General features: G+C 70.5%; 23 protein-coding genes. 10 read left to right on the top strand and 13 right to left on the bottom strand.

The window, feature by feature from the left end; genetic code table 11:
* Positions 1-9 precede the first annotated feature (9 nt).
* Positions 10-888 carry a sterol desaturase family protein gene (locus ACZ3HL_RS33930; protein ID WP_465412339.1) on the top strand — a complete coding sequence of 293 codons (879 nt, stop codon included), beginning with the start codon at positions 10-12 and terminating at the stop codon, positions 886-888.
* Between the two features lie 228 nt (positions 889-1,116).
* On the opposite strand, the gene ACZ3HL_RS33925 is transcribed toward ACZ3HL_RS33930, so the two are convergent.
* On the bottom strand, positions 1,117-2,040 hold the full coding sequence (locus ACZ3HL_RS33925) for a hypothetical protein (RefSeq protein WP_465412338.1): 924 nt from the start codon (positions 2,038-2,040) through the stop codon (positions 1,117-1,119).
* A 60-nt stretch (positions 2,041-2,100) separates the two neighbouring features.
* Here ACZ3HL_RS33925 and ACZ3HL_RS33920 point away from each other — a divergent pair, with 60 nt between their 5' ends.
* From ACZ3HL_RS33920 to ACZ3HL_RS33905, 4 genes are all read left to right on the top strand, one after another.
* The gene (locus ACZ3HL_RS33920) at positions 2,101-4,866 is read left to right on the top strand and encodes an FHA domain-containing protein (protein ID WP_465535402.1); all 2,766 of its coding nucleotides are present in this window, start codon (positions 2,101-2,103) and stop codon (positions 4,864-4,866) included.
* A gap of 194 nt (positions 4,867-5,060) precedes the next feature.
* Positions 5,061-6,275: a glycosyltransferase family 4 protein gene (locus ACZ3HL_RS33915; RefSeq protein WP_465535401.1), complete on the top strand. Its 1,215-nt coding sequence runs from the start codon at positions 5,061-5,063 to the stop codon at positions 6,273-6,275.
* The gene (locus ACZ3HL_RS33910; protein ID WP_465535400.1) at positions 6,269-6,976 is read left to right on the top strand and encodes a class I SAM-dependent methyltransferase; all 708 of its coding nucleotides are present in this window, start codon (positions 6,269-6,271) and stop codon (positions 6,974-6,976) included. The genes ACZ3HL_RS33915 and ACZ3HL_RS33910 overlap by 7 nt, the downstream gene beginning before the upstream one ends.
* Positions 6,973-7,926 (top strand): prenyltransferase, encoded by a 954-nt coding sequence (locus ACZ3HL_RS33905; RefSeq protein ID WP_465535399.1) that lies wholly within the window; start codon positions 6,973-6,975, stop codon positions 7,924-7,926. Before ACZ3HL_RS33910 ends, ACZ3HL_RS33905 begins: the two co-directional genes overlap by 4 nt.
* Before the next feature lie 61 nt (positions 7,927-7,987).
* On the opposite strand, the gene whiA is transcribed toward ACZ3HL_RS33905, so the two are convergent.
* The 4 genes from whiA to uvrC are packed head-to-tail and all read right to left on the bottom strand — an operon-like array spanning position 7,988 to position 12,819.
* Positions 7,988-8,977, bottom strand: coding sequence for a DNA-binding protein WhiA (gene whiA / locus ACZ3HL_RS33900; RefSeq protein WP_457955890.1), 990 nt, complete (start codon positions 8,975-8,977; stop codon positions 7,988-7,990).
* A complete protein-coding gene (locus tag ACZ3HL_RS33895) occupies positions 8,968-9,969 on the bottom strand; it encodes a gluconeogenesis factor YvcK family protein (RefSeq protein ID WP_465535398.1) in 1,002 nt (333 codons plus the stop codon). The genes whiA and ACZ3HL_RS33895 overlap by 10 nt, the downstream gene beginning before the upstream one ends.
* Entirely contained in the window at positions 9,956-10,813 is an 858-nt protein-coding gene (rapZ, locus tag ACZ3HL_RS33890) for an RNase adapter RapZ (protein ID WP_240601237.1), read from the bottom strand. The genes ACZ3HL_RS33895 and rapZ overlap by 14 nt, the downstream gene beginning before the upstream one ends.
* A gap of 50 nt (positions 10,814-10,863) precedes the next feature.
* Positions 10,864-12,819 (bottom strand): excinuclease ABC subunit UvrC, encoded by a 1,956-nt coding sequence (uvrC, locus tag ACZ3HL_RS33885; protein ID WP_465535397.1) that lies wholly within the window; start codon positions 12,817-12,819, stop codon positions 10,864-10,866.
* Positions 12,820-13,057: 238 nt separating this feature from the next.
* Between uvrC and ACZ3HL_RS33880 the strand changes: the two genes are divergently transcribed.
* Both ACZ3HL_RS33880 and ACZ3HL_RS33875 read left to right on the top strand, forming a co-directional pair.
* Positions 13,058-13,795 carry a S1 family peptidase gene (locus tag ACZ3HL_RS33880; protein WP_465535396.1) on the top strand — a complete coding sequence of 246 codons (738 nt, stop codon included), beginning with the start codon at positions 13,058-13,060 and terminating at the stop codon, positions 13,793-13,795.
* A 92-nt stretch (positions 13,796-13,887) separates the two neighbouring features.
* Complete coding sequence (locus ACZ3HL_RS33875) at positions 13,888-14,667, top strand: exodeoxyribonuclease III (RefSeq protein WP_465412332.1); 780 nt, start codon at positions 13,888-13,890, stop codon at positions 14,665-14,667.
* 276 nt (positions 14,668-14,943) lie between these two features.
* On the opposite strand, the gene ACZ3HL_RS33870 is transcribed toward ACZ3HL_RS33875, so the two are convergent.
* From ACZ3HL_RS33870 to rpe, 5 genes are all read right to left on the bottom strand, one after another.
* Positions 14,944-15,387 (bottom strand): PH domain-containing protein, encoded by a 444-nt coding sequence (locus tag ACZ3HL_RS33870; protein WP_126731744.1) that lies wholly within the window; start codon positions 15,385-15,387, stop codon positions 14,944-14,946.
* A 17-nt stretch (positions 15,388-15,404) separates the two neighbouring features.
* Positions 15,405-15,911, bottom strand: coding sequence for a 6,7-dimethyl-8-ribityllumazine synthase (ribH, locus tag ACZ3HL_RS33865; protein ID WP_034311710.1), 507 nt, complete (start codon positions 15,909-15,911; stop codon positions 15,405-15,407).
* Positions 15,908-17,182: a bifunctional 3,4-dihydroxy-2-butanone-4-phosphate synthase/GTP cyclohydrolase II gene (locus ACZ3HL_RS33860; protein ID WP_465535492.1), complete on the bottom strand. Its 1,275-nt coding sequence runs from the start codon at positions 17,180-17,182 to the stop codon at positions 15,908-15,910. Before ACZ3HL_RS33860 ends, ribH begins: the two co-directional genes overlap by 4 nt.
* 53 nt (positions 17,183-17,235) lie before the next feature.
* Complete coding sequence (locus tag ACZ3HL_RS33855; protein ID WP_465412329.1) at positions 17,236-17,859, bottom strand: riboflavin synthase; 624 nt, start codon at positions 17,857-17,859, stop codon at positions 17,236-17,238.
* A 112-nt stretch (positions 17,860-17,971) separates the two neighbouring features.
* Entirely contained in the window at positions 17,972-18,658 is a 687-nt protein-coding gene (gene rpe / locus ACZ3HL_RS33850; protein WP_465535490.1) for a ribulose-phosphate 3-epimerase, read from the bottom strand.
* 225 nt (positions 18,659-18,883) lie between these two features.
* Between rpe and ACZ3HL_RS33845 the strand changes: the two genes are divergently transcribed.
* The 3 genes from ACZ3HL_RS33845 to ACZ3HL_RS33835 all read left to right on the top strand — a co-directional run bounded on the left by ACZ3HL_RS33845 (position 18,884) and on the right by ACZ3HL_RS33835 (position 21,982).
* Positions 18,884-20,119: a sensor histidine kinase gene (locus ACZ3HL_RS33845; RefSeq protein ID WP_465535395.1), complete on the top strand. Its 1,236-nt coding sequence runs from the start codon at positions 18,884-18,886 to the stop codon at positions 20,117-20,119.
* A complete protein-coding gene (locus ACZ3HL_RS33840; RefSeq protein WP_465535394.1) occupies positions 20,116-20,775 on the top strand; it encodes a response regulator transcription factor in 660 nt (219 codons plus the stop codon). Before ACZ3HL_RS33845 ends, ACZ3HL_RS33840 begins: the two co-directional genes overlap by 4 nt.
* A gap of 82 nt (positions 20,776-20,857) precedes the next feature.
* Positions 20,858-21,982 carry a serine hydrolase domain-containing protein gene (locus tag ACZ3HL_RS33835; protein WP_465535393.1) on the top strand — a complete coding sequence of 375 codons (1,125 nt, stop codon included), beginning with the start codon at positions 20,858-20,860 and terminating at the stop codon, positions 21,980-21,982.
* On the opposite strand, the gene ACZ3HL_RS33830 is transcribed toward ACZ3HL_RS33835, so the two are convergent.
* The 3 genes from ACZ3HL_RS33830 to fmt are packed head-to-tail and all read right to left on the bottom strand — an operon-like array spanning position 21,979 to position 24,847.
* Positions 21,979-22,485: a flavoprotein gene (locus ACZ3HL_RS33830; RefSeq protein WP_465535392.1), complete on the bottom strand. Its 507-nt coding sequence runs from the start codon at positions 22,483-22,485 to the stop codon at positions 21,979-21,981. The two genes, ACZ3HL_RS33835 and ACZ3HL_RS33830, sit on opposite strands and share 4 nt — an antisense overlap.
* A complete protein-coding gene (locus ACZ3HL_RS33825) occupies positions 22,482-23,924 on the bottom strand; it encodes an RsmB/NOP family class I SAM-dependent RNA methyltransferase (protein WP_465535391.1) in 1,443 nt (480 codons plus the stop codon). The genes ACZ3HL_RS33830 and ACZ3HL_RS33825 overlap by 4 nt, the downstream gene beginning before the upstream one ends.
* Positions 23,921-24,847: a methionyl-tRNA formyltransferase gene (gene fmt / locus ACZ3HL_RS33820; RefSeq protein WP_465535390.1), complete on the bottom strand. Its 927-nt coding sequence runs from the start codon at positions 24,845-24,847 to the stop codon at positions 23,921-23,923. The genes ACZ3HL_RS33825 and fmt overlap by 4 nt, the downstream gene beginning before the upstream one ends.
* Positions 24,848-25,098: the final 251 nt, after the last annotated feature.

Here is a 25,098-nt window from a genome sequence, read left to right as displayed (position 1 = left end):
AGAGGTGCGGTGGCGGATTTTCTTGCCCATCTGAGTGACCCGGTGCTGCTGGCGACACCGGTGTTCCTGCTGTTCGTCGCGATCGAGATCCTCGCGCTGCACGTGCTGGGCCACGACGACAACGTCATCGGCTACAGCGTCAAGGACACCCGCACGAGCATGTCCATGGGCGCGGTGGCGGTGGTGATCAACGGTGTCTTCCGCATCGCCATGCTGTTCGTGTTCGCCGCGCTCTACGAGCTGGCGCCGGTGAAGTTCAGCCCGCACGACTGGTGGACCTGGGTCTTGATGCTGCTGGGCCAGGAGATCGTCTTCTACGCCTACCACCGGGCGAGTCACCGCGTCCGGCTCATGTGGGCGGGCCACCAGGTGCACCATTCGAGCGAGCACTACAACTTCTCGACGGCGTTGCGGCAGAAGTGGACCCCCTACTTCCAGCTGCCGTTCTGGTCGATCCTCGCCCTCGCGGGCATCCCGCCGTGGATGATCCTCACCGGCCTGTCGATCGACCTCGTGTACCAGTTCTTCGTGCACACCGAGAAGATCCGGAAGCTGCCGCGCTGGTTCGAGTACGTGTTCAACACGCCTTCACACCATCGTGTGCATCACGGCAGCGATCAGGAGTACCTGGACGCGAACTACGGCGGCATCCTGATCATCTGGGACCGGATGTTCGGCAGTTTCGTGCCGGAGGGCAAACGCCCGACCTACGGGCTGACCAAGAACGTCGAGTCCTACAACCTGCTCAAGGTCGGCTTCCACGAGTACGGCTCGATCCTGCGTGACGTCCGCGCGGCGGAGTCGTGGCGGGACAAACTCGGGTTCGTGTTCGGGCCGCCGGGTTGGCAGCCCAAGGAGGCGCTAAGCGCTCCCGCGCAGGTCGGGTGAGTTCTCCGGGCGGCAGGCTCTCCTGTGTGCTCTGGTGGCGGTGGGTCCGGTGGCCGAGGCCGACCTGCGCGAGCGCGTCGAGCCCTGCAGTGGAATGGCTGTCCACCACGGGGATCACCACCGAAACCCGGTCCCGCGGTGGGCGGCTGCTGCGCCGCGCGAGCCACGTGCCCGACCTCGGCCGATACCCGCATGGCCGCACCCTTCCCTCGGCCGTCGACCGCCGCGTTACGCCTGCCCGCCGCCGGTCAACGCCTGGGAGAGGACCTCACCGGTGCGGCGCTTCGCGAGGTAGAACGCCGCCTCGTGCGGTTTCGCCCCGTTGTCGACGGTGTAACCGCTGTCCAGGACACCGTCGGCGCCGGGGAACATCCCGCTGAGGTCCGGCCGGGCGGCGACGAGATCGTCCCGGTCGGCCAGGTTCACCCAGCGCGCGACGCCGGGCGGGACGGACGGCGGCTGCGGACGGGTCCGTTCGTACACCACCGTGCGCAGGCCCAGCGGCGAGCCGAGGGTGAGCAGCAGCGGCAGCGGACGGCCGTGCAGATGGGCGGCTTCGTAGGCGACGACCGAACCGAGCGAATGCCCGACGATCACCTCCGTCTCCGGTCCGATGTGCTCGGCGACGCGCTCCTGCACGCGTTCCCGGATCGTCTCGTCGGTGAGGTACAGCGTCACCTGTTTGAGTGCCTTGACCACCACGCGTTCGGCGAACGCGACCCCGAGCCGCGCGAACGGCTTCAGCCGCACCAGCGCGTTCAGCACCGGGCGGGCGGCCGCGCGCACGCCTTGGGTCTCCCCCACCGGGCCGCCGAGCTGGGCCAACTCGGCCTTCGCCCGGTCCCGGTCCGTCTCGCGGGACGCCGACGAAGCCGCGTTCCGGAGCCATTCCGCCGCCAGGATCTCGGCGAGCGCCCACTCGTCCGCGGTGAGTTCGTCCGCGCCACCCTGCTGGCCGTCCTTGCGGAAAAGGTCACCATAGAAGGCCATCCGCGCGTCGCCGGGCCGGGCGTCGCGCCATACGGCGTCGGCCAGCGCGGAGTCACCGGCGAGGCGGACGCCGCCCGCCAGACTGGGCAGCCATTCGGCCTCGAGGGTGTCCGCGGACTTCTGTTCCTGGGCGATGCCGTGCACCAGAACGATCCGAGCCATGGCGCACAGTATCCCGGGCCGCCCTTGCCGGTGACCGCCCGATGAGACAAAGTGATCTCCGTGGGAGAGCGGAGGTCGTTGGTGGTCGCGTCGCAATGCGACTCACTGAACCTTCTCTCGTTCCTCCCCGACGCGGGGCATCAGGTGTCGACGGCCCTGCTCGACCCCGAGATCGGCGGCTGCGTGCCCGCGCTCGAAGACGGCCGCGGCCTCCTCGTCGACCCGACCATGGTCGAGCTGGACGACGCGCTCGTGGAGGCCTTCGAGCGGGCGTCGGACGACGAGGCGACACTCTTCCTCTCGCTCGTCGGCCACGGCGAATACGCCGACGACGACTTCTACTTCCTCACGAAGGACACCGGACTGCCGGTGGACAGCCGCCGGTCTTTCCTGTTCGCCCAGCGCATCAAAGAGCTGCTCGGCCGCTACTCGATGCTCGACGGTCTGGTGATCCTGCTCGACACCTGTCACGCCGGCATCGGGGCGAGGCAGGCGGGCCAACGCTGGCTGAGGATCGTCGGCGAGGCGGGCAAACGCTTCGACCTGCTCACCGCTTCGGACGACCGCGTCGCGGCCAACGGGTGTTTCAGCCGATCACTGGTCTCGGTACTGCGTTCGGGGCACGCGGAGTTCGGCGAACGCGTCCGGTGCGCGGATCTCAAACGCGTGATCACCGGCCTGTGCCCGATGCAGACCGCCATCCACCTCGGTTTCGACGGCACCCGTGAGGTGGCCGAGGCCGATCAAGGGCTGTGGCTCGCGCTGAACTCCTCCCCCGCCTGGCGGCGATCCCCGCTGGCGGGCAACCCGGCCGCGCCCAGGATCGAACGCCTGACCGGGAACTACCAGCAGGATCCGAAACTCGGCGAGACCGTCGGACGCCTGCTCACCGGCGCCCGGCTGGTCGCGATCACGGGTGAAGCCGGCGCGGGGAAGTCGACCATGCTGGCCGCGCTCGCCCGCCCATCGGTGGCGGGATCCTATGTGCCGCCCGACTTCCTGCACGGCGTCCTCTTCGCGAGCCGTGGTGACACGGCGGAGCGGCTCGCGCGGGAACTGGCCCGTCAGTTGCGGCGCACCGTGCCCGGTTTCGCCGAAGCCGAGCAGGCGCACCGCGCCGGGCTCGACGACACCGCCCGCAGCGGTGCGAGCGCCTTCGACCTGGCGCTGCTCGGCCCACTTCGGACGCTCGCTCCACAGTGGACCGGAGCGCCGGTGCGGATCGCGATCGACGGGCTCGACGACCTCGACCCCGACGTCCGGGAACGGCTGTGCGGACTGGTCCGGAGCCTGTCGACGGAAGTGGGCTTGGAACCGGTGACGACGGTCGTGGCGACGCGGGAGCCTGCACTCCTGCCGCCTGCGACGGAAGTAGCACTGGTACGGGCCGTTCCGTTCGAGCCGTTGACCCCGGACGGGCGGTGGGAGCCGAGCGTCGACCCCGCTCCGGCGGCGCGGGAGCAGACGGACACCGGCGGCTGGGGCGGCTACGACACCGGTTCACCCACCTCGCCGAGGATCACCCCGGCCACGCTGATCATCGACGTCCCCGGTCAGCCGCCCGCGCACCACGAGCTGTCCTTCGGGCTCACGACCCTCGGCCGCAGCAGGAACGCCGCGATCCGGCTCGGGGACTCGCGGGTGTCCCGGCTGCACTGCAAGATCCGCTGGGACGGCACGAACGCGTGGCTGACCGACCTGGATTCCGCCAACGGCACCTTCGTCAACGGACAGCGGGTGCCGGCCGCCACGCTGGCGCATGGTGACGTGCTCCGGCTCGGCGATTCGACGGTCACCTTCATCAGCGTGGCGCAAGAGGAGCCCGACATCGAGCAGGGCACCGGCGCGGTGGCCTCGCCGCGGCCCGGTCACGCGGTCCTGCTGGAGCTGCTGGGTCTCGCCGCCAACCGCGGCCCCATCCCGATCTCGATCCTCACCGCGGCGAGCGCGGCGGCGGGTGGCCCGGATCGGCGGGTGCACGTCCGCGACTTCCTGGCCGGGCTCGGCGACTCGGTCAGCCGCACGCGAGCGGGCCTCGCCGACGAAACCGTCCTGTGGACCGGAGCGCCGCCCGTTCTCTCCCCCGATGCGGTGACCCGGCTCCACGCCCGGCTGGCGGCGGCGACCTCGGAGGTGGCACTCGTGACCGGAGACGACGAGCCGACGCCGGAACAGGGCTACGCGGCGGCCAACGAGGCCGAGCACTTCTGGCTCGCCGGACTCCACGAAGACGCTCTCGCCGCGCTGGAACGCCGGGCGTCGCACATCCCCGTTGAAAACCGGGAACGCTGGGCGGCCTGGGCGCACCGCGCGGAACGGGAATTCGGCGAGACCGACCGGGTCACGTTGCGCTGCAAGGCACGGCACGCGACATGGACCGGCAAGGCGGGCGACGCGGCCGCGGCACTCGCCCGGTTCGAAGAGCTGTTGCCGATCGCCACGGCCACCCTGTCGGGTGGTGACGAAGACGTCTTGAGCATCCGCAACAACATCGGGCACCTGCTCGCCGAGCTCGGCCGCTTCGAAGAATCCCGGGCCGAGTTCGAAGCCCTCGTCCGCGACGCCACCCACGCTCTCGGAGCCGACCATCGCGAGACGCTGCACGCCCGGCACTTCCTCGCGGTGGCGACCGGCAAGACCGGGAACGGGGAGGAAGCCCTCCGCCTCTCCCGGGAGCTGCTGCCGCAGGCGAAACAGGCGCTGGGAGACGACGAGATCGTCAGCCACGTGCGGCACAACATCGCGTTCTGGAGCGCCGAAATCGAGCACCCCCCCCCGTCGTTTCGGAGTATCGACGGCTCCTCGGCGAAGCGACGGGACGGCTGAATGAGAAGCATCCCGACGCCCTCGATCTCCGATTCGGTCTCGCGCTCGCCCTCGCCAAGGCGGGCCAGGTCACCGAGGCGCTTTCGATCTGGACCTTGCTGCTCGGCGATTCCGTCGAGGTCCGCGGCGAACGGCACGACGAAACCCGGAAGATCCGTGAGCAGCTCGAGTACTGGGGTACGCGGGAGTGAGCGGTGAGCGCACTGCGGATCGCGCTCCTGACCTACCGCGGGAACCCGCGCAGCGGCGGTCAGGGCGTGTACGTCCGGCATCTGAGCCGCGAACTCGCCGCGCTGGGGCATCACGTCGAGGTGCTGTCCGGGCCGCCCTACCCGGAGGTGGATGAGGGCGTGCGGTTGACGAAGATCCCGGGGCTCGACCTGTTCGCGGAGCCGAATCCCTTCCGGACACCGCGACCGAAGGAACTGCGCGATCTGCCGTCGTGGGTGGAGTTCCTCGGCATGCGCCGCGGCGGCTTCCCCGAACCCCTCGCGTTCTCCCTGCGTGCCGCGCGCCATCTCGCGAAACGCCGGGGCGAATTCGACATCGTCCACGACAACCAGGGGCTCGGGTACGGAATGCTCCACTGTGGACTGCCGACGGTCGCCACCGTCCACCATCCGATCGCCGTGGACCGGGCGTTGAAGCTCGCCACCGTAACCGGGCGCGAAGCGGCACGGGTCAAGCGGTGGTACGGGTTCGTCGACATGCAGCACCGGGTCGCACGGCGGATGCCGACGCTGACGGTGTCCCAGGCGTCCCGCGCGGCCATCGGCCGGGACATGGGCGTGCCGGAGGACCGGATCCACGTCGTCCCGCTCGCCGCCGACACCAGGATCTTCCGGCCGCGCCCGGAGATCCCACGGGTCCCGGGGCGCGTCGTGGCCATCGCCAGCGCGGATGAACCGTTGAAGGGGCTCGAACACCTCCTGTCGGCGTGGGAACGGATCGAGGGCGAACTGGTGATCGTCGGCAAACCGAAACCGGACGGCCCGGCGGCGCGGGCACTCGCCCGGCTCGGCCCCGGCGCCGACGTCCGGTTCGTCGGCGGGCTGACCGACGACGAACTCGCGCGATTGCTGTGTTCGGCCGAAATCGCTTGTATACCTTCGCTGTTCGAGGGGTTCTCGCTCCCGGCCGTCGAGGCGATGGCCTGCGGGACACCGATCGTCGCGACGACGGGCGGGGCGCTTCCCGAGGTCGTCGGCGACGCGGGGATCCTGGTGCCGCCGGGTGACGTACCGGCGCTCGCGGAGGCGCTCACCAAGGTCCTCGGCGACGAACACCTGCGCGCCGACCTCGCGGCCCGCGGCCTGGAGACGGCCGGGGCGCTGAGCTGGCGGCGCACCGCCGAGGAGACCGCGGCGTACTACCGGCGTGTCCTCGGCCGGGAGCGTGCGGGGTGCTGACCGTCGACTTCGGACGGTTCCCCGTCGGCCCCGGAGACCGGGTGCTGGACCTCGGCTGCGGGGACGGCCGTCACGCCTACGAGGCGTACAAACGCGGCGCGGACGTGGTCGCCGCCGACCTCGACGACACCGCGCTCAAACACGTGCGGGACATGTTCGCCAACCTGGCGGAGGCGGGCGAGGTTCCCGCCACGGCTGCGGCGCTGACCGTCCGCGCGGACGCCCTCCGGCTTCCGTTCCCGGACGGTTCTTTCACCCGGGTGATCGTCGCCGAGACGCTGGAACACATCCACGCCGACCGGACGGTGCTCGCGGAGGCGAGCCGCGTGCTGGCGCCCGGCGGCAGACTGGTGGCGACCGTGCCGCGCTGGTGGCCGGAGCGGATCTGCTGGCTGCTCTCGGACGCGTACCACGAGGTCGAAGGCGGGCACATCAGGATCTACCGCCGCCGTGAACTGCTCGGCAAGCTCACCGAAGCCGGGCTGAGGACGGAAAGCGCCCACCACGCCCACGCCCTGCACTCGCCGTACTGGTGGCTCAAATGCGCGGTCGGTCCCGACGAAGAGCACCGGCTCTGCGCGCTGTACCACCGGTTCCTGGTCTGGGACATCATGCGCAGCCCCCGGCCGGTGCGGTTCGCCGAGTGGGCGCTGAACCCCGTGCTCGGCAAGAGCCTCGTCGTCTACGCGCGCAAACCGTGAAGGCCACCGCCGCCTCCATCGCGGCCGTGCAGCGGCCCGACGGCGGGATCCCCTGGGCGACCGACGGGCACCTCGACCCGTGGAACCATCTCGAAGCCGCCATGGGCCTGGACGTCGCCGGGTTCAGGGCCGAGGCCGAAGCCGCGTACGACTGGCTTCTCCGGAACCAGCGCCCCGACGGATCGTGGGCGGCCCGGTACCGCGACGACGGAATCGACTTGTCCACTATGGACACGAACTTCACCGCCTACGTCGCGGTCGGCACTCGGCACCATTTCCTGCTGACCGGGGATCGCGCCTGGCTGAACCGGATGTGGCCCGTCTTGGAGCGGGCCATCGACGCAGTCCTGCGGCGGCAGCAACCGTCGGGCGCCATCTCCTGGCGCGACGACCCCGAAATCCGGCTGGTCACGGGATGCAGCAGCATCCACCACGCGCTGACGCAGGCGCTGGCGCTCGCGTCCGCGATGGGGCTGGACCGTCCACAATGGCGCGACGCGGCACACCGGCTGCGTGCGGCCCTGGTCGGCGAGCCGGGACTGTTCGCGGCGAAACCGCACGCGATGGACTGGTACTACCCGGTGCTGGGTTCCGTGGTGACCGGCGCCGACGTCTCGGCGCGGCTGGCGGCGGGCTGGGACCGGTTCGTCGTACCCGGCCTGGGAGTGCGCTGCGTGCACCACGAACCGTGGGTCACCGGTGGGGAGACCGCCGAACTGGCGCTGACTCTCGCCGCCCGTGGGGACCGTGCCCGCGCGAGTGAACTCCTCGCGTGCCTGACCCGGCTCCGGCTCGACGACGGCTCGTACTGGACCGGCTATCAGTACGCGGACGAGGAATTCTGGCCGGACGAGCGCACGACGTGGACCTCGGGCGCCGTCCTCCTGGCGACCGCCGCGCTCGACGGCGACCCGGCCACGTGCGAAGTCTTCGGCGAACACCGCATTTAGTCCTCTGGATGCGGTCCTTGCGTGTGCAACTACCGCATCCAGAGGACTGAATGCGTGCTACTCAGGCCTCGTCTTCCTCCAGCATGTCCGGGGTGACCGCGGATTCGGTGTCCGGAATGCCCTGTTCCTTCGCCTTCTTGTCGGCCATCGCCAGCAGGCGGCGGATCCGGCCGGCGACGGCGTCCTTGGTCATCTGCGGTTCGGACAGCTGACCCAGCTCTTCGAGCGAGGCCTGCCGGTTCGACAGGCGCAGTTTGCCCGCGGCGAGCAGGTGTTCCGGGGCGGATTCGCCGAGGATGTCCAGCGCCCGCTCCACCCTGGCCGCCGCCGCGACGGCCGCGCGGGCCGAACGCCGCAGGTTCGCGTCGTCGAAGTTCGCGAGCCGGTTCGCGGTGGCGCGTACCTCGCGGCGCATACGCCGCTCTTCCCAGGCGAGCACGCTCGTGTGCGCGCCGAGACGGGTCAGGAGCGCGCCGATCGCGTCACCGTCACGCACGACGACCCGGTCCGCGCCGCGGACCTCGCGCGACTTGGCCTGGATGCCCATCCGCCGGGCGGCGCCGACGAGTGCCAGCGCGGCCTCAGGGCCGGGGCAGGTGACTTCGAGCGACGACGAGCGCCCGGGTTCGGTGAGCGACCCGTGCGCCAAGAACGCTCCGCGCCAGGCGGCTTCCGCGTCGGCGACACCGCCGGACACGACGGCGGCGGGCAGCCCGCGCACCGGACGGCCGCGCTGGTCGATCAGACCGGTCTGCCGGGCGAGCCCCTCACCGTCCTTGACCACCCGGACGACGTACCGCGTGCCCTTGCGCAATCCGCTGGAGGAGATGACGTGGACGTCGGACTGGTGTCCGTACAGTTCGTGGATCTCCTTGCGCAGCCGCCTCGCCACCGAACCGGTGTCGAGTTCGGCCTCCACCACGACGCGGCCGGCCACGATATGCAGCCCGCCCGCGAATCGCAGCATCGACGCGACCTCCGCGCGGCGCGGGCCGATCTTGGTGATCTCCAGCCGGCTCAGCTCGTCCTTCACGGCGGCGGTCATCGCCATCGCTGCCCCTCCATACCTTCGGCTCCTCCCCCGGTAAGACCGAGAGCGTCTCGCATACAGCCCGCGAGCGCATCAGGATCATGCCGCCCCGTCACGACCGGGTCAGCCACCGCCCCCAGCAACGCCCGCGCGCCCAGTCTCCCGGCCGCGTCCCGCAACCGGGCTGGTGAGGGCACCGAGTCACGGTCCGCGATGACCGCGTCCACCCGCAATTCCGGGGCGTGTTCGAAGAGTACGTCCAAATGCTTCTCCGGCGAGAACCCCGCCGTCTCCCCCGGTTGGGGGATCAGGTTGAGAATCACGACCTTCGTGGCGTCCGTCCGGAGCAGCGCGTCGTGCAGATCCGGCACCAGGAGATGAGGCAGCACACTGGTGAACCACGACCCCGGGCCGAGGAACACCGCGTCCGCGGCGAGCACCGCCTCGATCGCCTCGGCGCAGCCGCGCGGCGGCCGATCGGCCTGGCCTGCCGGGTGGAGGCTGATCCGGTGCACCTGCCCCGGCGTCGTCGCCACCGCCACCTGACCGCGGATACGCCGGAGCGCCCCGGGATTCTCGGCGTCCAGCCCCGAAACCTCACCCTGGATCTCCAGCGGTTCGGGTGACATCGGCAGGACCCGGCCGGAGATGCCCATGAGCCTGCTCGCCTCGTCGAGCGCGGCGACCGGATCCCCGAGCACCTCGAACAGCCCGGCCAGCAACAGGTTCCCGACCGCGTGCCCGGCGAGCGCGCCATCGCCGCCGAAGCGATGCTGGAACACCTCCGCCCACAGGACCCCGCCGTCCTCGGCGGCGAACGCGGCGAAGGCCTGCCTCAGGTCGCCCGGCGGCAGCAGCCCGAGCTCGCGGCGCAGCCTTCCGGACGAGCCCCCGTCGTCCGCGACGGTGACCACGGCGGTGACCTGCGAGGTCACCCGGCGCAGCGCGGTGAGGGTGGCGTGCAGGCCGTGCCCGCCCCCCAGTGCGACCGCGCGCGGTTCACTCGCGGCCAAGGTCGCGGTGCACCACCTTCACGGCCATACCGTCCTCATTGGACAGACGCTGGGCGAGCTCCTCGGAAATGGCGACACTGCGGTGCTTTCCGCCCGTGCAGCCGACGGCCAGCGTCAGGTATCGCTTGCCCTCGCGCTTGTAGCCCGCGCCGATCAGGCGCAGCAGCTGGTGGTAGCGGTCGAGGAACTCGTCCGCGCCTTCCTGGCTGAGCACGTAGTTGCGGACCTCGCCTTCGAGACCGGTGTGGTCGCGCAGTTCCGGGATCCAGAACGGGTTCGGCAGGAAGCGGACGTCCATCACCAGGTCGGCGTCCATCGGCAGGCCGTACTTGTAGCCGAACGACAGCACGGTGACGCGGGTCTGCGTGCTCGCCTCGGAGCCGAAGGCGTCCTCGATCTTGGCGCGCAGGTCGTGCACCGAAAGCGACGACGTGTCGAGTACGAGGTCGGCCTCCTCCCGCAGCGGCTCCAGGAGCGTGCGCTCGGCGGTGATGCCGTCGGCGAGCCTGCCGTCGGCCTGCATCGGGTGCCCGCGGCGGACGGCCTCGAACCGGCGCACCAGCACCGCGTCGGTGGCCTCCAGGAACAGGACGCGCGGCTTGTACCCGCGGGCGTCGAGGTCCTTGATGACCGAGGCCAGGTCGTCGGTGAACGCGCGCGAACGCACGTCCATCACCACGGCGACCTTGGTGATCGCGCCCCGCGCCTGCGCGCCGAGCTCGACCATGGTGGCGATCAGTTCGGGCGGCAGGTTGTCCACCACGAACCAGCCCAGATCCTCCAGGCATTTCGCGGCGGTGCTGCGGCCGGCGCCGGACAGACCGGAAACGACCGCGACCTCCATCCCCGAACCGCGGCCTTCTTCTTGCGCACTCACGATGGTCCCTTCACCGATCACGTACTGGACTCCCCCGTCACCGCGGGCTCCCCTGCGAGCGCCGCGACGACCGCTTCGGCGGTGCGCCTGCCGAAGCCGGGCACCGCCTCGATCTCCTCTATCCGCGCCTCGCGGAGTTTCTTCACCGAGCCGAAATGCTTGATCAGCGCGGTACGGCGAGCCTGCCCCAGCCCGGGCACACCGTCCAATGCGGACACCTGCATCCGCTTGGACCGTTTCTCGCGGTGGTACCGGATGGCGAAGCGGTGCGCCTCGTCACGCAGCCGCTGCAGCAGATACAGCGCGTCGGAGGTGCGCGGCAGGATCACCGGATCGGGATCGCCCGGCAGCCACACCTCCTCCAGCCGTTTCGCCAGGCCGACCACGGCGACGTCGGTGACGCCCAATTCGGACAGGACGTCCGCGGCGGCGGTGGCCTGAGGGCCCGCGCCGTCGACGACCAGCAGGTTCGGCGCGTACGCGAACTTGCGCGGCTTGCCGGTCTCCGGGTCGATACCCGGACGGTCCGGATCGACCGCGGTACCGTCAGCGTTTTCTTTGAGATAGCGGTAAAACCGGCGCCGGACGACCTCGGCGATCGAAGCGACGTCGCCTTCCTCCGCGGCCTCGCGCAAGGCGAAGCGCCGGTACTCGGACTTGCGCGGGATCCCGTCCTCGAACACCACGAGCGACGCCACCACGTCACTGCCCTGGATATGGCTGATGTCGACGCATTCGATACGCAGCGGCGCGGTTTCCAGCGCCAGGTAGTCCTGCAGTTCCGCCAGCGCGGCCGAGCGCGCGGTGAGGTCGCCCGCGCGGCGCAGCTTGTGCTGGGTGAACGCCTCGCCGGCGTTGCGTGTCACCGTCTCCGCGAGCGCGCGCTTGTCCCCGCGCTGCGGCACCCGCAGGCTCACCCTCGACCCGCGCAGCCCGGAAAGCCATTCGCCGAGCGCTTCGGCGTCGGCGGGCAGCTCGGGGACGAGGACCTCGCGCGGCACCGGCGACCCGAGGTCGGGGTCGTCCGCGCGTTCGGCCTCCTCACCGTAGAACTGCGTGAGGAAATGGTCGACGAGATCCTTGACGTCCATCTCTTCGGCCTTGTCGATCACCCAGCCGCGCTGGCCGCGGACCCGGCCACCGCGCACGTGGAAGACCTGGACGGCGGCTTCGAGTTCGTCGTGGGCGAAGGCGACGACGTCCGCGTCGGTGCCGTCACCGAGCACGACCGCCTGCTTCTCCATCGCGCGCCGCAACGCGCCGAGGTCGTCGCGCAGCCGGGCCGCGCGCTCGAACTCCAGCTCCTCGGACGCGGCGGCCATTTCCTGTTCCAGGCGGCGGATCAGCGCGTCGGTGCGGCCGGCGAGGAAGTCGCAGAAGTCCTCGACGATCGCGCGGTGTTCGTCGGCGGAAACCTTGCCGACGCACGGAGCGGAGCACTTGCCGATGTACCCGAGCAGGCAGGGCCTGCCGATCTGGCCGTGCCGTTTGAAGACGCCCGCCGAGCAGGTGCGCGCCGGGAAGACCCGGAGCAGCAGGTCGAGCGTTTCGCGGATGGCCCAGGCGTGCGCGTACGGACCGAAATACCGCACGCCCTTCTTGCGGGCGCCGCGATAGACGTGCAGGCGCGGGAACTCCTCGTTCATGGTGACGGCGAGGACCGGATAGCTCTTGTCGTCGCGGTACCGGACGTTGAACCGCGGGTCGAACTCCTTGATCCAGTTGTACTCCAGCTGGAGCGCCTCGACCTCGGTGCTCACCACGGTCCACTCGACGCTCGACGCCGTCGTCACCATCTGGCGCGTGCGCGGATGCAAGCCGGTGAGGTCCGCGAAGTACGAGTTCAGCCTGCTGCGGAGGCTTTTCGCCTTGCCGACGTAGATGACCCTCTTCGTGGCGTCACGAAATTTGTACACGCCAGGGGCGTCCGGGATGCTCCCCGGCGAGGGACGGTAGGTGGTCGGGTCAGCCACGCCGCCAAGCCTATGGGGCACCACCGACAGTCTTGCGAGCCCCCATGCTCTAGCCCTCGTTCGAGTGGCGACTACCACGATGCGGTCCGTATTTCATTACGTATACCGACCTAAGTCGGGTCTTCGGCCGGATCAGACGTTCGTTGGTTCCTAGCGGGTGAACGTGTTGATTACTTTCCGTCCCAGTTCCACTTCACTCGGTTCTTCGTCAGATGACGCTCGAAAGGACTCCTGCACCGTGAGCCGTCTTCGTATGCTGGGCGCCGCAACCCTCGCCGCCGCAGCCCTCACCATGACCGCCGGCGCGGTCGCCTCCGCGGGCACCCCCACCGGTGTCCAGCCCAACATCGTGGGCGGCGGCACCGCCCCCACCGTGAGCTGGGGCGCCCAGGTCTACGTCAACACCCCGGGCCGTCAGTGGGACGGGTTCAACTGCTCCGGCAGCGTCATCGCCCAGCGCTGGGTCCTGACCGCCAAGCACTGCCTCGACTCCGACGGCAGCGGCATGCGGGTCCGCGTCGGCAGCAACCAGCTCCAGGGCGGCCGTGAAATCGCCGTCGACCGCAAGGTGTCCTCGCCGAACGGCGCCGACATCTCGCTGCTGCACCTGGCCTCCGACGCCGGTGTCACGCCGATCAGCCTGGCCGGCTCGAACCCGCCGGTCGGCAGCACCAACCAGCTCTACGGCTGGGGCCGCGAGACCCCGACCGGCCCGCCCGCCTCGGCGCTGAAGGTGGCCGACGTCCGCGTCACCGGCAGCTCGCGCGACGCCTACGGCGGCCCGGCCATCCAGAGCGTCGGCATCAACGGCTCGGCGTGGAAGGGCGACTCGGGCGGCCCCCAGGTCTACAACGGCGTCCAGGTCGGTGTCGCTTCGACCGTGCAGAACCAGAGCGGTTCGAACATCCGCGGCACCAACAACTACGGCAGCGTCGCTTCGGCCCGCTCCTGGATCCGCTCGACCACCGGGGTCTGACCTCCACCCCGGCGGCCCCTGTCGCGACGTGACCCGTCGCGACAGGGGCCTTTCGCGTCGGAGTGTCGGTGGGGTGTGGGACGCTCGCGGGCATGCGGATCGCGACCTGGAACGTGAACTCGATCGGGCCCCGGCTGCCGAGGGTGCTGGACTGGCTCGGCTCGGTGCGGCCGGACGTGCTGTGCCTGCAGGAACTCAAATGCGGAACCGACGCCTTCCCCTTCGACGCTGTGAAAGAACTGGGCTACGAAACGGGCGCGTACGGCATCGGGCGCTGGAACGGCGTCGCGATCTTGTCCCGCGTCGGGCTGGAAGACGTGACACGCGGGCTGACCGGCGAGCCCACCTTCGAGGACAAGGCCGACGCGCGGGCCATCGGCGCCACCTGCGGTGGCTTGCGGCTCTGGTCGGTGTACGTGCCCAACGGGCGTGACCTGGAGAACCCGCACTACGGCTACAAACTCGCCTGGCTCTCGGCGCTGGAGGCGACCGTGCGGGAGGAGCAGGCGCGCGGGCTGCCGTTCGCGGTGCTCGGCGACTTCAACATCGCGCCGACCGACGCGGACGTGTGGGACATCGGCGTGTTCGCCGAATCGACGCACGTGACCGAACCGGAGCGAAAGGCGCTCGCCGCGCTGCGGGACCTCGGGCTGTCCGACGTGTTCCCGCGGCCGCTGAAGTACGACCACCCGTTCACGTACTGGGACTACCGGGCGGGGAACTTCCCGAACAACAAGGGAATGCGGATCGACCTCGTGTACGCCGACGCGACGGTGGCGGGCGCGGTCACGGATTCCTATGTGGACCGTGAGGCGCGGAAGGGAAAGGGCCCCTCGGACCACGCGCCGATCGTAGTCGATCTTTCGCTCTGAACGGCTGCCCGGTGCCAGGTCCGTGAAGGCCTCCTTGAGGGACTAGGGACTCTGGGTCCCTCAAGGAGGCCTTCACGGACCCGATGATCGCCAGTTGCGGCCCGCGAGTATCAGCAGTCACAGCGGCCGCGTGTGAAGGGCCCCATCCCTCGGCTTACCCAAGTACATGAGGGCCCCCTTCCTTGCGCTGGGCGCAAGGAAGGGGGCCTTCATGTACTTGCCACCCGCAAGGATCGCATTCAGAGGACGAAACGCGGTCGGTCGGGAAGAGCGGCGTCAGCCTTCCCAAGCAGCCTTGTGCAACTTCCGCAGCGCCCGCACCGCGGCCACCGCGCGTTCCCGGTCCACCGCCTGCACCGCCATGACCGAGTAGTACTCGTCGTCCGGCAGCTCCAGCCGCGCCCACGAAGCCCCGTCCGGGAAGCTCACCGAGAGCACCTCGCTCCACGCGAACTTCTTGGTCATCAGCACGTTCCGGACCTCGATGCCGTCGGCGTCGGCCTTCACGCGCGCGGTCGCGAACAGCATCGTGCCCGCGGCGAGCAGGACGCCGATGCCGATCATCGCCGCCTGGTCGGACGGCTGGAAGATCACGCCGGTGTCCGAACCGCGCAGCAGGACCGCGACGACCACGAACGTCGCCAGCATGATCACCGCCAGCACCGAGCACATCACCAGGGCACGGCGGGGCCGCACCACCACGACCTCGGATTCCGTCATCACATCCGCCTCGACGCTCACACGAAACCCCGCTCGGTCCACGGCTGGCGCAGGTTCCGCAGCGCGTGCGCGGCGTCCAGCGCGGCGACCGTCGCTTCGTAGCCCTTGTCCTCGACGGAGCCGGGCAGCCCCGACCGGTCGAGGGCCTGCTGCTCGGTGTCGCAGGTGAGCACGCCGTTGCCGACCGGGGTGCTTTCGTCGAGCGCGACCCTGGTCAGGCCCGCGGTGACCGCGTCACAGACGTACTCGAAATGCGGCGTCCCGCCCCGGATGACCACGCCCAGCGCGACGACCGCGTCGTGCGTGCGGGCCAGCGCCTGCGCGGCGACGGGCAGTTCGACGGCGCCCGCGACGCGCACGACCGTCGGCTCCTCCTCCAGGTCGGCCGCCTTGGCCGCCTCGAGGGCGCGTTCCAGCAGCGCGCTCGTGATCTTCGTGTGCCAGCGCGTGGCCACGATCCCGAGCCGGATGTTCTTACAGTCGGACAGGTCGAGTTCGACGTCCGGACGGCCCTCGCCGCTCACCGCGTGCCACCTCCGTTGCCCTGGTCGACCTCGGCTCCGACCTGGTCGAAATGCTCCAGCTGGGACAGGTCGTGCCCCATCCGGTCCCGTTTGGTCTTGAGGTAGCGCAGGTTCTCCGGGTTCGGCGAGATCGGCAGCGACACCCGTCCGCTGACCCGCAGGCCGTAGCCCTCCAGCCCGACGCGTTTGGCCGGGTTGTTCGTCAGCAGCCGCATCGAGTGGACGCCGAGGTCGCACAGGATCTGCGCGCCGGTGCCGTAGTCCCGCGCGTCGGCGGGGACGCCGAGCTGCAGGTTCGCGTCGACGGTGTCCGCGCCCGCGTCCTGCAGCTGGTAGGCCTGCAGCTTGTGCAGCAGCCCGATGCCGCGGCCCTCATGGCCGCGGATGTAGAGCACGATCCCGCGCCCTTCCTTGGCGACCGCTTCCAGCGCGGCCTCCAGCTGCGGCCCGCAGTCGCAGCGCAGCGAGCCGAAGACGTCACCGGTCAGGCACTCGGAGTGCACGCGGACCAGGATGTCCTCGCCGTCGCCGATCTCGCCGTAGACGAACGCGATGTGCTCGATCCCGTCGAGCAGGCTGTCGTAGCCGACCGCCCGGAAGGTGCCCGCGGTCAGCGGGATACGCGCCTCGGCGACCCGCTCGACCTGCTTCTCGGTGCGCCGCCGGTACGCGATCAGGTCGGCGATGGTGATCATCTTGAGGTCGTGGTCCGCGGCGAAGACCTCGAGTTCGTCGCGGCGGGCCATGTCGCCCTCGTCCTTCTGCGAAACGATCTCGCAGAGCACGCCGGACGGCGAGAGCCCGGCGAGCCGGGCCAGGTCGACGGCGGCTTCGGTATGCCCCGGGCGCCGCAGGACGCCGCCCTGCTTGGCGCGCAGCGGGACCACGTGGCCGGGCCGCCGGAAGTCCGACGCCTTGGACCCCGGGTCGGCGAGCAGCCGGACGGTGTGCGACCGGTCGGCCGCGGAGATACCGGTGGTGATGCCGTCGGCGGCGTCGACCGTGACGCTGTACGCGGTGCCGCGCTGGTCCTGGTTCGTGTGGTACATCGGCGGCAGGTCGAGCCGGTCCGCCTCGGGCTCGGTCAGCGCCACGCAGACGTAACCCGAGGTGTAGCGCACCATGAAGGCCATCAGTTCCGGCGTGGCCTTCTCCGCCGCGAAGATCAGGTCGCCCTCGTTCTCGCGGTCCTCGTCGTCGACCACGACGACCGGACGGCCCGCCTTGATGTCGGCGATGGCCGCTTCGATGGCATCGGCGTTCACGGCCACCCCGCCTCCACAGGGGGTCAGATCCACCGACCCCGGAATCGCACTCGTCTCGCTCACGCCCGCTCCTCCGTACCGCCATTGTCCCCCTGCGCGCGCAGGTGCGGCATGGCCAGCTTCTCGACGTATTTGGCGACCACGTCGACCTCGAGGTTCACCAGGTCGCCCGGGGTGTTCCGGCCGAGCGTGGTGAGTTCGAGGGTGGTCGGGATCAGGGCGACGGAGAACTCCTCGCCGGTCACCGAGGCGACCGTGAGGGAGACGCCGTCGACCGCGATCGACCCCTTCTCGACGACGTACCGGGACAGCTTCTTCGGCAGCGCGAACGTGGTGAGTCCCTGCTCGTCGCGGTTGAGGAAGACGCCCGTGCCGTCGACATGGCCCTGCATGATGTGGCCGCCGAGCCTGCCGCCCGCCGGCGTCGCGCGTTCGAGGTTCACGACGTCACCGACGTGGACCTTCGCGAGGCTGGAGCGCTGCAGGGTCTCGTGCACGACATCGACGGTAAACTCACCGCCCGCCACCGCGACCACGGTGAGGCACACGCCACTCACCGCGATGGAGTCGCCGTGCCCGGCGTCGCTGGTCACCAGCGGCCCTCGCACGGTCAGTCTCGCGGCGTTCGGGACCTGCTCGACCGCGGTGACCTCGCCGAGTTCCTCGACAATGCCGGTGAACACTCCTGCTGCCCTCCTCCTGGCTCGCACCGTCGCTGAGAACGGTGCTGCCCTCATCCAACACCCATCGGGGCCGATTCCTTCTCCTGACCCGACGGCGGATCACGAGGCGGGATCAGCCGCGGACGCGGGCCGCCTGCTCGCGAAGCGCCGCGACGGCCTTACCAGGGTCTTCGGCGCCGTAGACGGCGGAACCGGCGACGAAGCAGTCCACCCCGGCTTCGGCGGCCTGCTCGATGGTGTCGGCGTTGATCCCGCCGTCGATCTCGACGACGAGCTTGAGGTGGCCGGTGTCGACGAGGCGACGCGCGGTGCGGACCTTGTCGAGGACGCCCTCGATGAACGACTGGCCGCCGAATCCGGGCTCGACCGACATCACCAGCAGCGTGTCGTAGTGCTTGAGGGTCTCGAGGTGGTCCTCGATCGGCGTGTTCGGCTTGATCGACAGGCCGGCCTTCGCCCCGGCGGCGCGCAGGTTCTTCGCCAGCGCGATCGGGTCGTGCGCGGCCTCGACGTGCACGGTGACGTTGTAGGCGCCCGCTTCGGCGTACCCGATGGCCCACTTGTCGGGGTTCTCGATCATCAGGTGGCAGTCGATCGGGACGTCGGTGGCCTTGAGCAGCGACCGCACCACGGGCAGGCCCAGGGTCAGGTTGGGCACGAAATGCGCGTCCATGACGTCGACGTGGACCCAGTCCGCTCGGACTGAAGTATCGCCCCCACCCTTCCCCTCCCCCGCGACGGCGCGGATCTCGTCGCCGAGCCGGGCGAAGTCCGCGGAGAGGATGCTGGGTGCGATCAAAGGTCGGTGAGCCACGCGCCCGAGTGTAAGAGGGCGCCGCTAACGCCCGCTAACCGGCTGTGACCGGCGGGCTGATGGGGCCTCTCCCCGCATCAGACGCCACGAAGGCTCCCTTCACCGCGTCGCACGCGGGGAAAGTCCCCTTCAGCCGCCGGTCTGGAGTATGACGCGAAATGGCACCCCAGTGGGAGGTGCGCGCACGCGTCGCCGAATAGCGTTCCGGTCATGGTCAACCCACTCAAACCCCTCGTGCGGATCGGCAGCTACCGCAGCGTCCCGTTCGGGCTCCTCGGCATGGCGATCACCGCGATCCCGTTCCCGATCGCGCTCATCCCCGCCGTCCTCGTCCCGGGCGATGTGCGGTTGAAGTTCGTCTACGGCGTGCTCGCCATGGGCGTGCTGGTCGCGCTGGCGGGCTTGCCGGGACCGATGCGGAGGGTCGGCATCTGGTTCTCCAACCAGATGCTGGGCACGCGGATCGCGCAGCCCCTGCCGAACACGAAGGTCGCCTGGGCGGAGCGCTGGCGTTCGGCGGCCTGGCTGCTCGCGCACACCGCGCTCGGCTGGGTGCTGTTCGGCCTCGGCTGCTTCCTCTTCCTCGGCTTCGTCCTGACCCTGGTGTGGGCGGGCGGTGGCGGCAGCCCCATCGCGATCTTCGGCGAAGAGGTGACGATCGAACCCGGCGTCGCCGGGGCGTGGACGCTTCCCATCGGGTTGTTCACGCTCGTGGTGATCGCGTACGTCCTCGCCGGTTTCACCAAGCTGTTCCAGTACAGCGCGGTCGCCCTGCTGGGCCCCTCGGCCGCCGAACGCGTCGCCGCGGCCGAAATCCGGGCGAACCACTTCGAGCAGCGCAACCGGCTGGCCCGCGAACTGCACGACTCCATCGGCCACACCTTGACGACGTCGACCATCCAGGCCGCCGCGGCCGCCGAACTGGTCGACTCCGAACCACAGCTGGTGCGCCGGGCGCTGGGTACCATCGAGGAGTCGTCGAGGGCCGCGCTCGAAGACCTCGACCACGTCCTCGGCCTGCTGCGGGACGACCGGTCCTCCCGTGAACCCGAACGACGGCTCATCGAGGCGGGCACACTGGCCGAACGGGCCCGCGCGGGTGGCGCGGTGATCGACTACGAGCTGACCGGGCCCGCCGCGGAACTTCCCGCGACCCTGTCACGGGAGGCGTACCGGATCGTCCAAGAAGGACTGACGAACGCGTTGCGGCACGCCCATCCCGGCCCGGTGACCGTGCGGGTCGCGGTGCTCGCCGACGCGCTGCGGATCGAGATCGTGAACCCGCTCATGGAGCACGCGGCCGCCTCCGGCCGCGGTGGCAACGGGCTGCCGGGGCTCACCGAACGGGTCGAAGCGCTGCGCGGCGAACTCGTCGCGGGCCCCGCCGTCGACGGGGACCCGCTGTGGCGGCTGGTGACCACGATCCCGCTACGGTCGCGCTCATGACCCTGCGTGTCCTGATCGTCGACGACGAACCCTTGCTGCGTGCCGGATTGCGCTCGCTGCTGGACAACCAGCCCGATCTGACCGTGGTCGGGGAGGCGGGCGACGGCGGCGAAGTGGTCGATCTGGTGCGGCGGACGCGTCCCGAGGTGGTCCTGATGGACGTGCGGATGCCCGGGGTGGACGGGATCGAGGCGACCCGGCGGGTGCTGGCCGGGTTCCCCGATCCGCCCAAAGTCCTCGTGATCACGACGTTCGACAACGACGACTACGTCTACGACGCGCTGCTGGCCGGGGCGAGCGGGTTTCTGCTGAAGCGGGCGCGCAAGGAGGAGTTCGCGCACGCCATCCGGACCATCGCCGCCGGGGAGACGCTGCTGTTCCCCGACGCCATCCGGCGGATGGTCACCGCGCGCCCGGCGCCGTCCGGCCTCGCTCCGCGGCCTTCCTCGCTGACGAAACGGGAGACCGAGGTGCTCCGGCTCATCGCCACCGGGATGTCCAATGTGGACATAGCGGCGGAGCTGGTGATCAGTCTCGAAACCGTCAAGACCCATGTGGGCAACATCTTCGGCAAGCTGGGCGCGGCCAACCGGAGCCAGGCGGTGGTGTTCGCCTACGAGACCGGCGTCGTCGCACCGGGGCACAGCCTGCGCTGACCGGCATGGTGGGGCAAACCTCAGTACGGTGTGGGGGCACACCCCATGGTCACCGCGCTGGAGCCTCCCTAGCTTGGTATCCATGCGAAAATCCTTGCCAGGCAAGAAGATCATCGCCACCGGTTCCCTGGTCGCGCTGCTCGCGGCGACGACGGCCACCCCGGCGCTCGCCGTGTCCGGAGCCCATCACGACGTCGACAAAGCGCTGAAAACGCTGGTTCAGGATGGAGTCCCCGGCGCGCAGGCGACGGTGACGAACCCGTCCGGGCGGACGTGGTCGGAGCGCGAAGGCGTCGGGAACATCGAGACCGGGACGCCGTTCCCGCACGGTTCGAAGTTCCGGGCGGCCAGCGTCACCAAGACCTTCGTCGCCGTCGTGATCCTGCAGCTGGTCGCCGAGGGGAAGGTGCGGCTGGACACGCCGATCGACCGGTACCTGCCGGGGCTCGTCAGCGGGAACGGCAACGACGGCACGAAGATCACCGTGCGCCAGCTGCTCCAGCACACCAGCGGGCTCTACAACTACCTCCGAGACCTCGACCTCGAGGAATGGCGTCATCGCGGTGCCGAGCCCGAAGAGCTGGTGGCGATCGGTCTCGCGCATCCGCCGCTGTTCGCGCCCGGCACGAGCTGGTCGTACTCGAATACGAACTACATCATCGCCGGCATGCTGATCGAGAAGCTCACCGGTCGTTCCGTCGCCACCGAAATCCGGAGCAGGATCAGCGAACCGCTGGGCCTGCGCGGCACCTCCCTGCCGCGGCGCGGTGACGAAGGGCTGCCGTATCCGCACGCCAGGGGCTACGCTCCGGGCCCCGCCGGCACCACCGACTACACCGAATTCGATCCGTCCGCCGCGGGTGCCTCCGGCGGCCTCATCTCGACCGGCGCGGACCTGAACCGCTTCTACGGCGCGCTCGTCGACGGACGCCTCCTGCCGCGTGCGCAGCTGGCGGAGATGCAGCGGACCGTTCCGGCGCCCGTCGGGCTCCCGGGCGCGCGGTACGGCCTCGGGATCGCGTCCGTCCCGCTGTCGTGCGGCGGCACGTTCTGGGGGCACGGCGGGAACATCGTCGGCTACGCGAACCTGTCGGGCGCCGTCCCGCACGGCAGGCGGGTGAACGTCGTGGTGAACCTGAATCCCGCGCCGCCCAAGGTGGCGGACGACCTCGCCAAGGCGCTGGACACCGGGTTCTGCGCCCGCTAAACCGGCGGCAGCAGGTCCAGCACGGAGGTCCACGATGCCTCCGGGCTGAGCCTCGCGGTGGTGACCCCGGCGGAGGCGAGCGTGTCGAGATGGCGCCGCCACGCCGGATGGTGGATCCGCGTGTCCTGGATCTGGTAGCCCAGCACGATCGTGCTGCCCGGTGTGCCGAGGACGTCGCCGAGCAGGGTCAGCGCCTGGTTGTCGGCGATGCCCAGCGCCAGTTTCGCCACGGAGTTGGCGGACGCGGGCGCGAAGAGGAACACCTTGGGGTCCGGATGCGGACGGGTTTCGCCCGGCAGCCGGGAGGTACTGCGGACCGGCAGCTCGGTGCATTTCTCCAGGTCACCGAGCCCGCCGGTCTCCTCGAGCCAGCGGGCCGCGGTGGGGGTCAGCGTGATCGCGAGCTCCCAGCCGCGGTCCGCGGCCGGTTTCGCGAGCTGCGCGGCGAACCGGGTGTCCAATCCGCCGCACGAGCTCGCGACCAGGCCGAGGACCCTGCTCACCCGGCGGAGTCCGGCTTCCGCAGGACGGCGCAGAACATCGCGTCCGTGCCGTGGCGGTGCGGCCACAACTGGACGTACGGGCCGTTGCCGAGCTGCGGGACACCGGGGAAGAACTCCCGCGCGTCGACGATCTGGGCACCGGCGCGGCGCGCGGTCTCCCCCACGACGCCTTCGGTCTCGGCCAGATGCGGCGAGCAGACGACGTAGGTGACGATGCCACCGGGCCGGACCAGGTCCAGCGCCGCGGTGATCAGCTGGCCCTGCAGTTTCGTCAGGTCCGAGATGTCGCTGGGCTGACGGCGCCAGCGCGCCTCGGGGCGGCGCCGCAGCGAGCCGAGACCGCTGCACGGCGCGTCGACGAGGACGCGGTCGTAGCCCGGTTCGAGACCGGTCTCGCGGCCGTCGGCGACGTGCACGGTCACCGGCAGGTCCTGGACGGCCTTCTCGATCAGCTTCGCCCGGTGCGGCGCCTTCTCGACGGCGTCGACGGTCGCGCCGGCGGCCACCGCCAGCGCGCCGAGCAGCGCCGCCTTGCCACCCGGGCCGGCGCACAGGTCCAGCCACCGCACGTCGGAGCCGGAGCCGGAGAGCGGCACCCTGGTGACGGCGACGGCGCACAGCTGGCTGCCCTCGTCCTGCACGGCGGCCAGCTTTTCCTTGATCGGCTCGATGTCGCCGGGGTCGCCGGAGCCGGCGGGCATCCGGACGCCGTAGGGCGAGTACGGCGCGACATCGCCACCGGTGATGGCGGCCAGCTCCTCGGCGCTGATCTCGCCGGGCCGGGCGACCAGGTGGACGTCAGGGCGGTCGTCGTCGGCCTCCAGGGCCGCCTTCAGCTCCGCTCCCTTGTCCCCCAAGGCTTCCGCGAACGACCGGGCGACCCAGCGCGGATGCGCCGTCCGCAGGGCGTAGGCCCCGATCGGGTCGGCGGCCTCGTCGGGGGCCAGCTCGTTCAACCAGGTCTCTTCGTCCTTTTCGGACACCGAGCGCAGTACGGCGTTCACGAAACCCGCGATCCACGAACCGACTTCGGCGCGGACGAGGTCCACAGTGGACCCGACGGCGGCGTGCTGGGGGATGCGGGTGCGCAGCAGCTGGTACGCGCCGAGCCGCAGCCCGTCCAGCACGATGGCGTCGACCTTCTCCAGGGGGCGATCCAGGCAGGCGGCGATGACGGCGTCCAGCATGCCGACCGCGCGGCAGGTGCCGTAGGTCAGTTCGGTGGCCAGCGCCGCGTCGCGGCCGGAGATCCGGCGGTTGCGCAGCAGCTGCGGCAGCACCAGGTTCGCGTAAGCGTCGTCCTCCCGGACCGCGCGCAGGACGTCGAAGGCGACCTGACGAGCCGGGTCGATCTGCGGCGGGCGGCTCGGCCCCTCTTTACGCTGGCCCGGACGGCCGCGATCCGGCCTCGACGGCCGGCGTTCCCTACGCTCGTTCACTGCAGGCGCTCTCCTTGTTCGATCCTCGTACCGCGCGCCCAGTCGGTGGCCGCCATCCGCTTCTTCCCCTGCGCCTGCACCTCGCCCAGCCGCACCGGCTTCGACGCCGTGCCGACCAGGACCCGCTTGCGCTCCACGACCAGTTCACCGGGCGGGGGCCCAGGCTCGTCGACGACCGTCACCGGGCCGAGCTTCAGCCGCTCGCCCCGGAACTCCGCCCACGCGCCCGGTTCCGGCGTGACCGCGCGGATCTGCCGGTCGACCGCGGCGGCCGGGTCGGCGAACGAGACCCGTGCGTCCTCGACGGTCACCTTGGGCGCGTAGGTCATCCCGTCGCCGGTCTGCTCCACCGCGCGCAGCGTTCCGTCGGCGATTCCGTCCATCGTGGACTCGAGGAGCTTCGCCCCGGACTCCGCCAGCCTGGCGAGCAGTTCCCCGGCGGTGTCGGTGGCGGTGATCTGTTCGGTGATCACGCCGAAGACCGGGCCCGCGTCGAGTTCCTTGACGATGCGGAAGGTCGAGGCGCCGGTGATCTCGTCCCCGGCGCGGATCGCGGCCTGGACCGGCGCGGCGCCACGCCACGCGGGCAGCAGCGAGAAGTGCAGGTTGACCCAGCCGTGCGCCGGGATGTCCAGCGCGGCCTGCGGCAGCAACGCCCCGTACGCGACCACCGGGCACGCGTCGGGCGCGATCTCCGCGAGCCGGGCGAGGAACGCGGGGTCGCTCGCCTTCGGCGGGGTCAGCACCTCGATCCCGTGCTCGTCGGCCAGCGCGCCGATCGGCGATCGGACGACCCGGCGGCCGCGGCCCGCCTGCGCGTCCGGGCGGGTCACGACGGCGACGACCTCGTGCCGCTCGGACGCGAGGAGCGCGCGCAGCGACGGGACGGCGGGTTCGGGGGTGCCGGCGAAGACGAGGCGCATCAACGCACCTCCGCCGGGGGGACGGGTACCTCTGACTGGGCGAACATCGCCGCTCAGTCTAGAAGGACCCCAGCGCCGGGGCGCGCTCGCTCTCCCCCAGCCCTCAGAGGCGGTCCGTGAAGGCCTCCTTGAGGGACTCTGGGTCCCTCAAGGAGGCCTTCACGGACCGACACCCGAACCCCGGCACCTAAAGCGCTGTTTGAGACTTTCGCAAGTAATGAGCTAGAGAGGGCGGGAAAACTTTCAACCGA

It is taken from the genome of Amycolatopsis sp. NPDC000009, assembly GCF_055563465.1.
The sequence above is the reverse complement of the archived record's forward strand: the minus strand, read 5'-3'. Positions and strand labels throughout refer to the sequence as shown.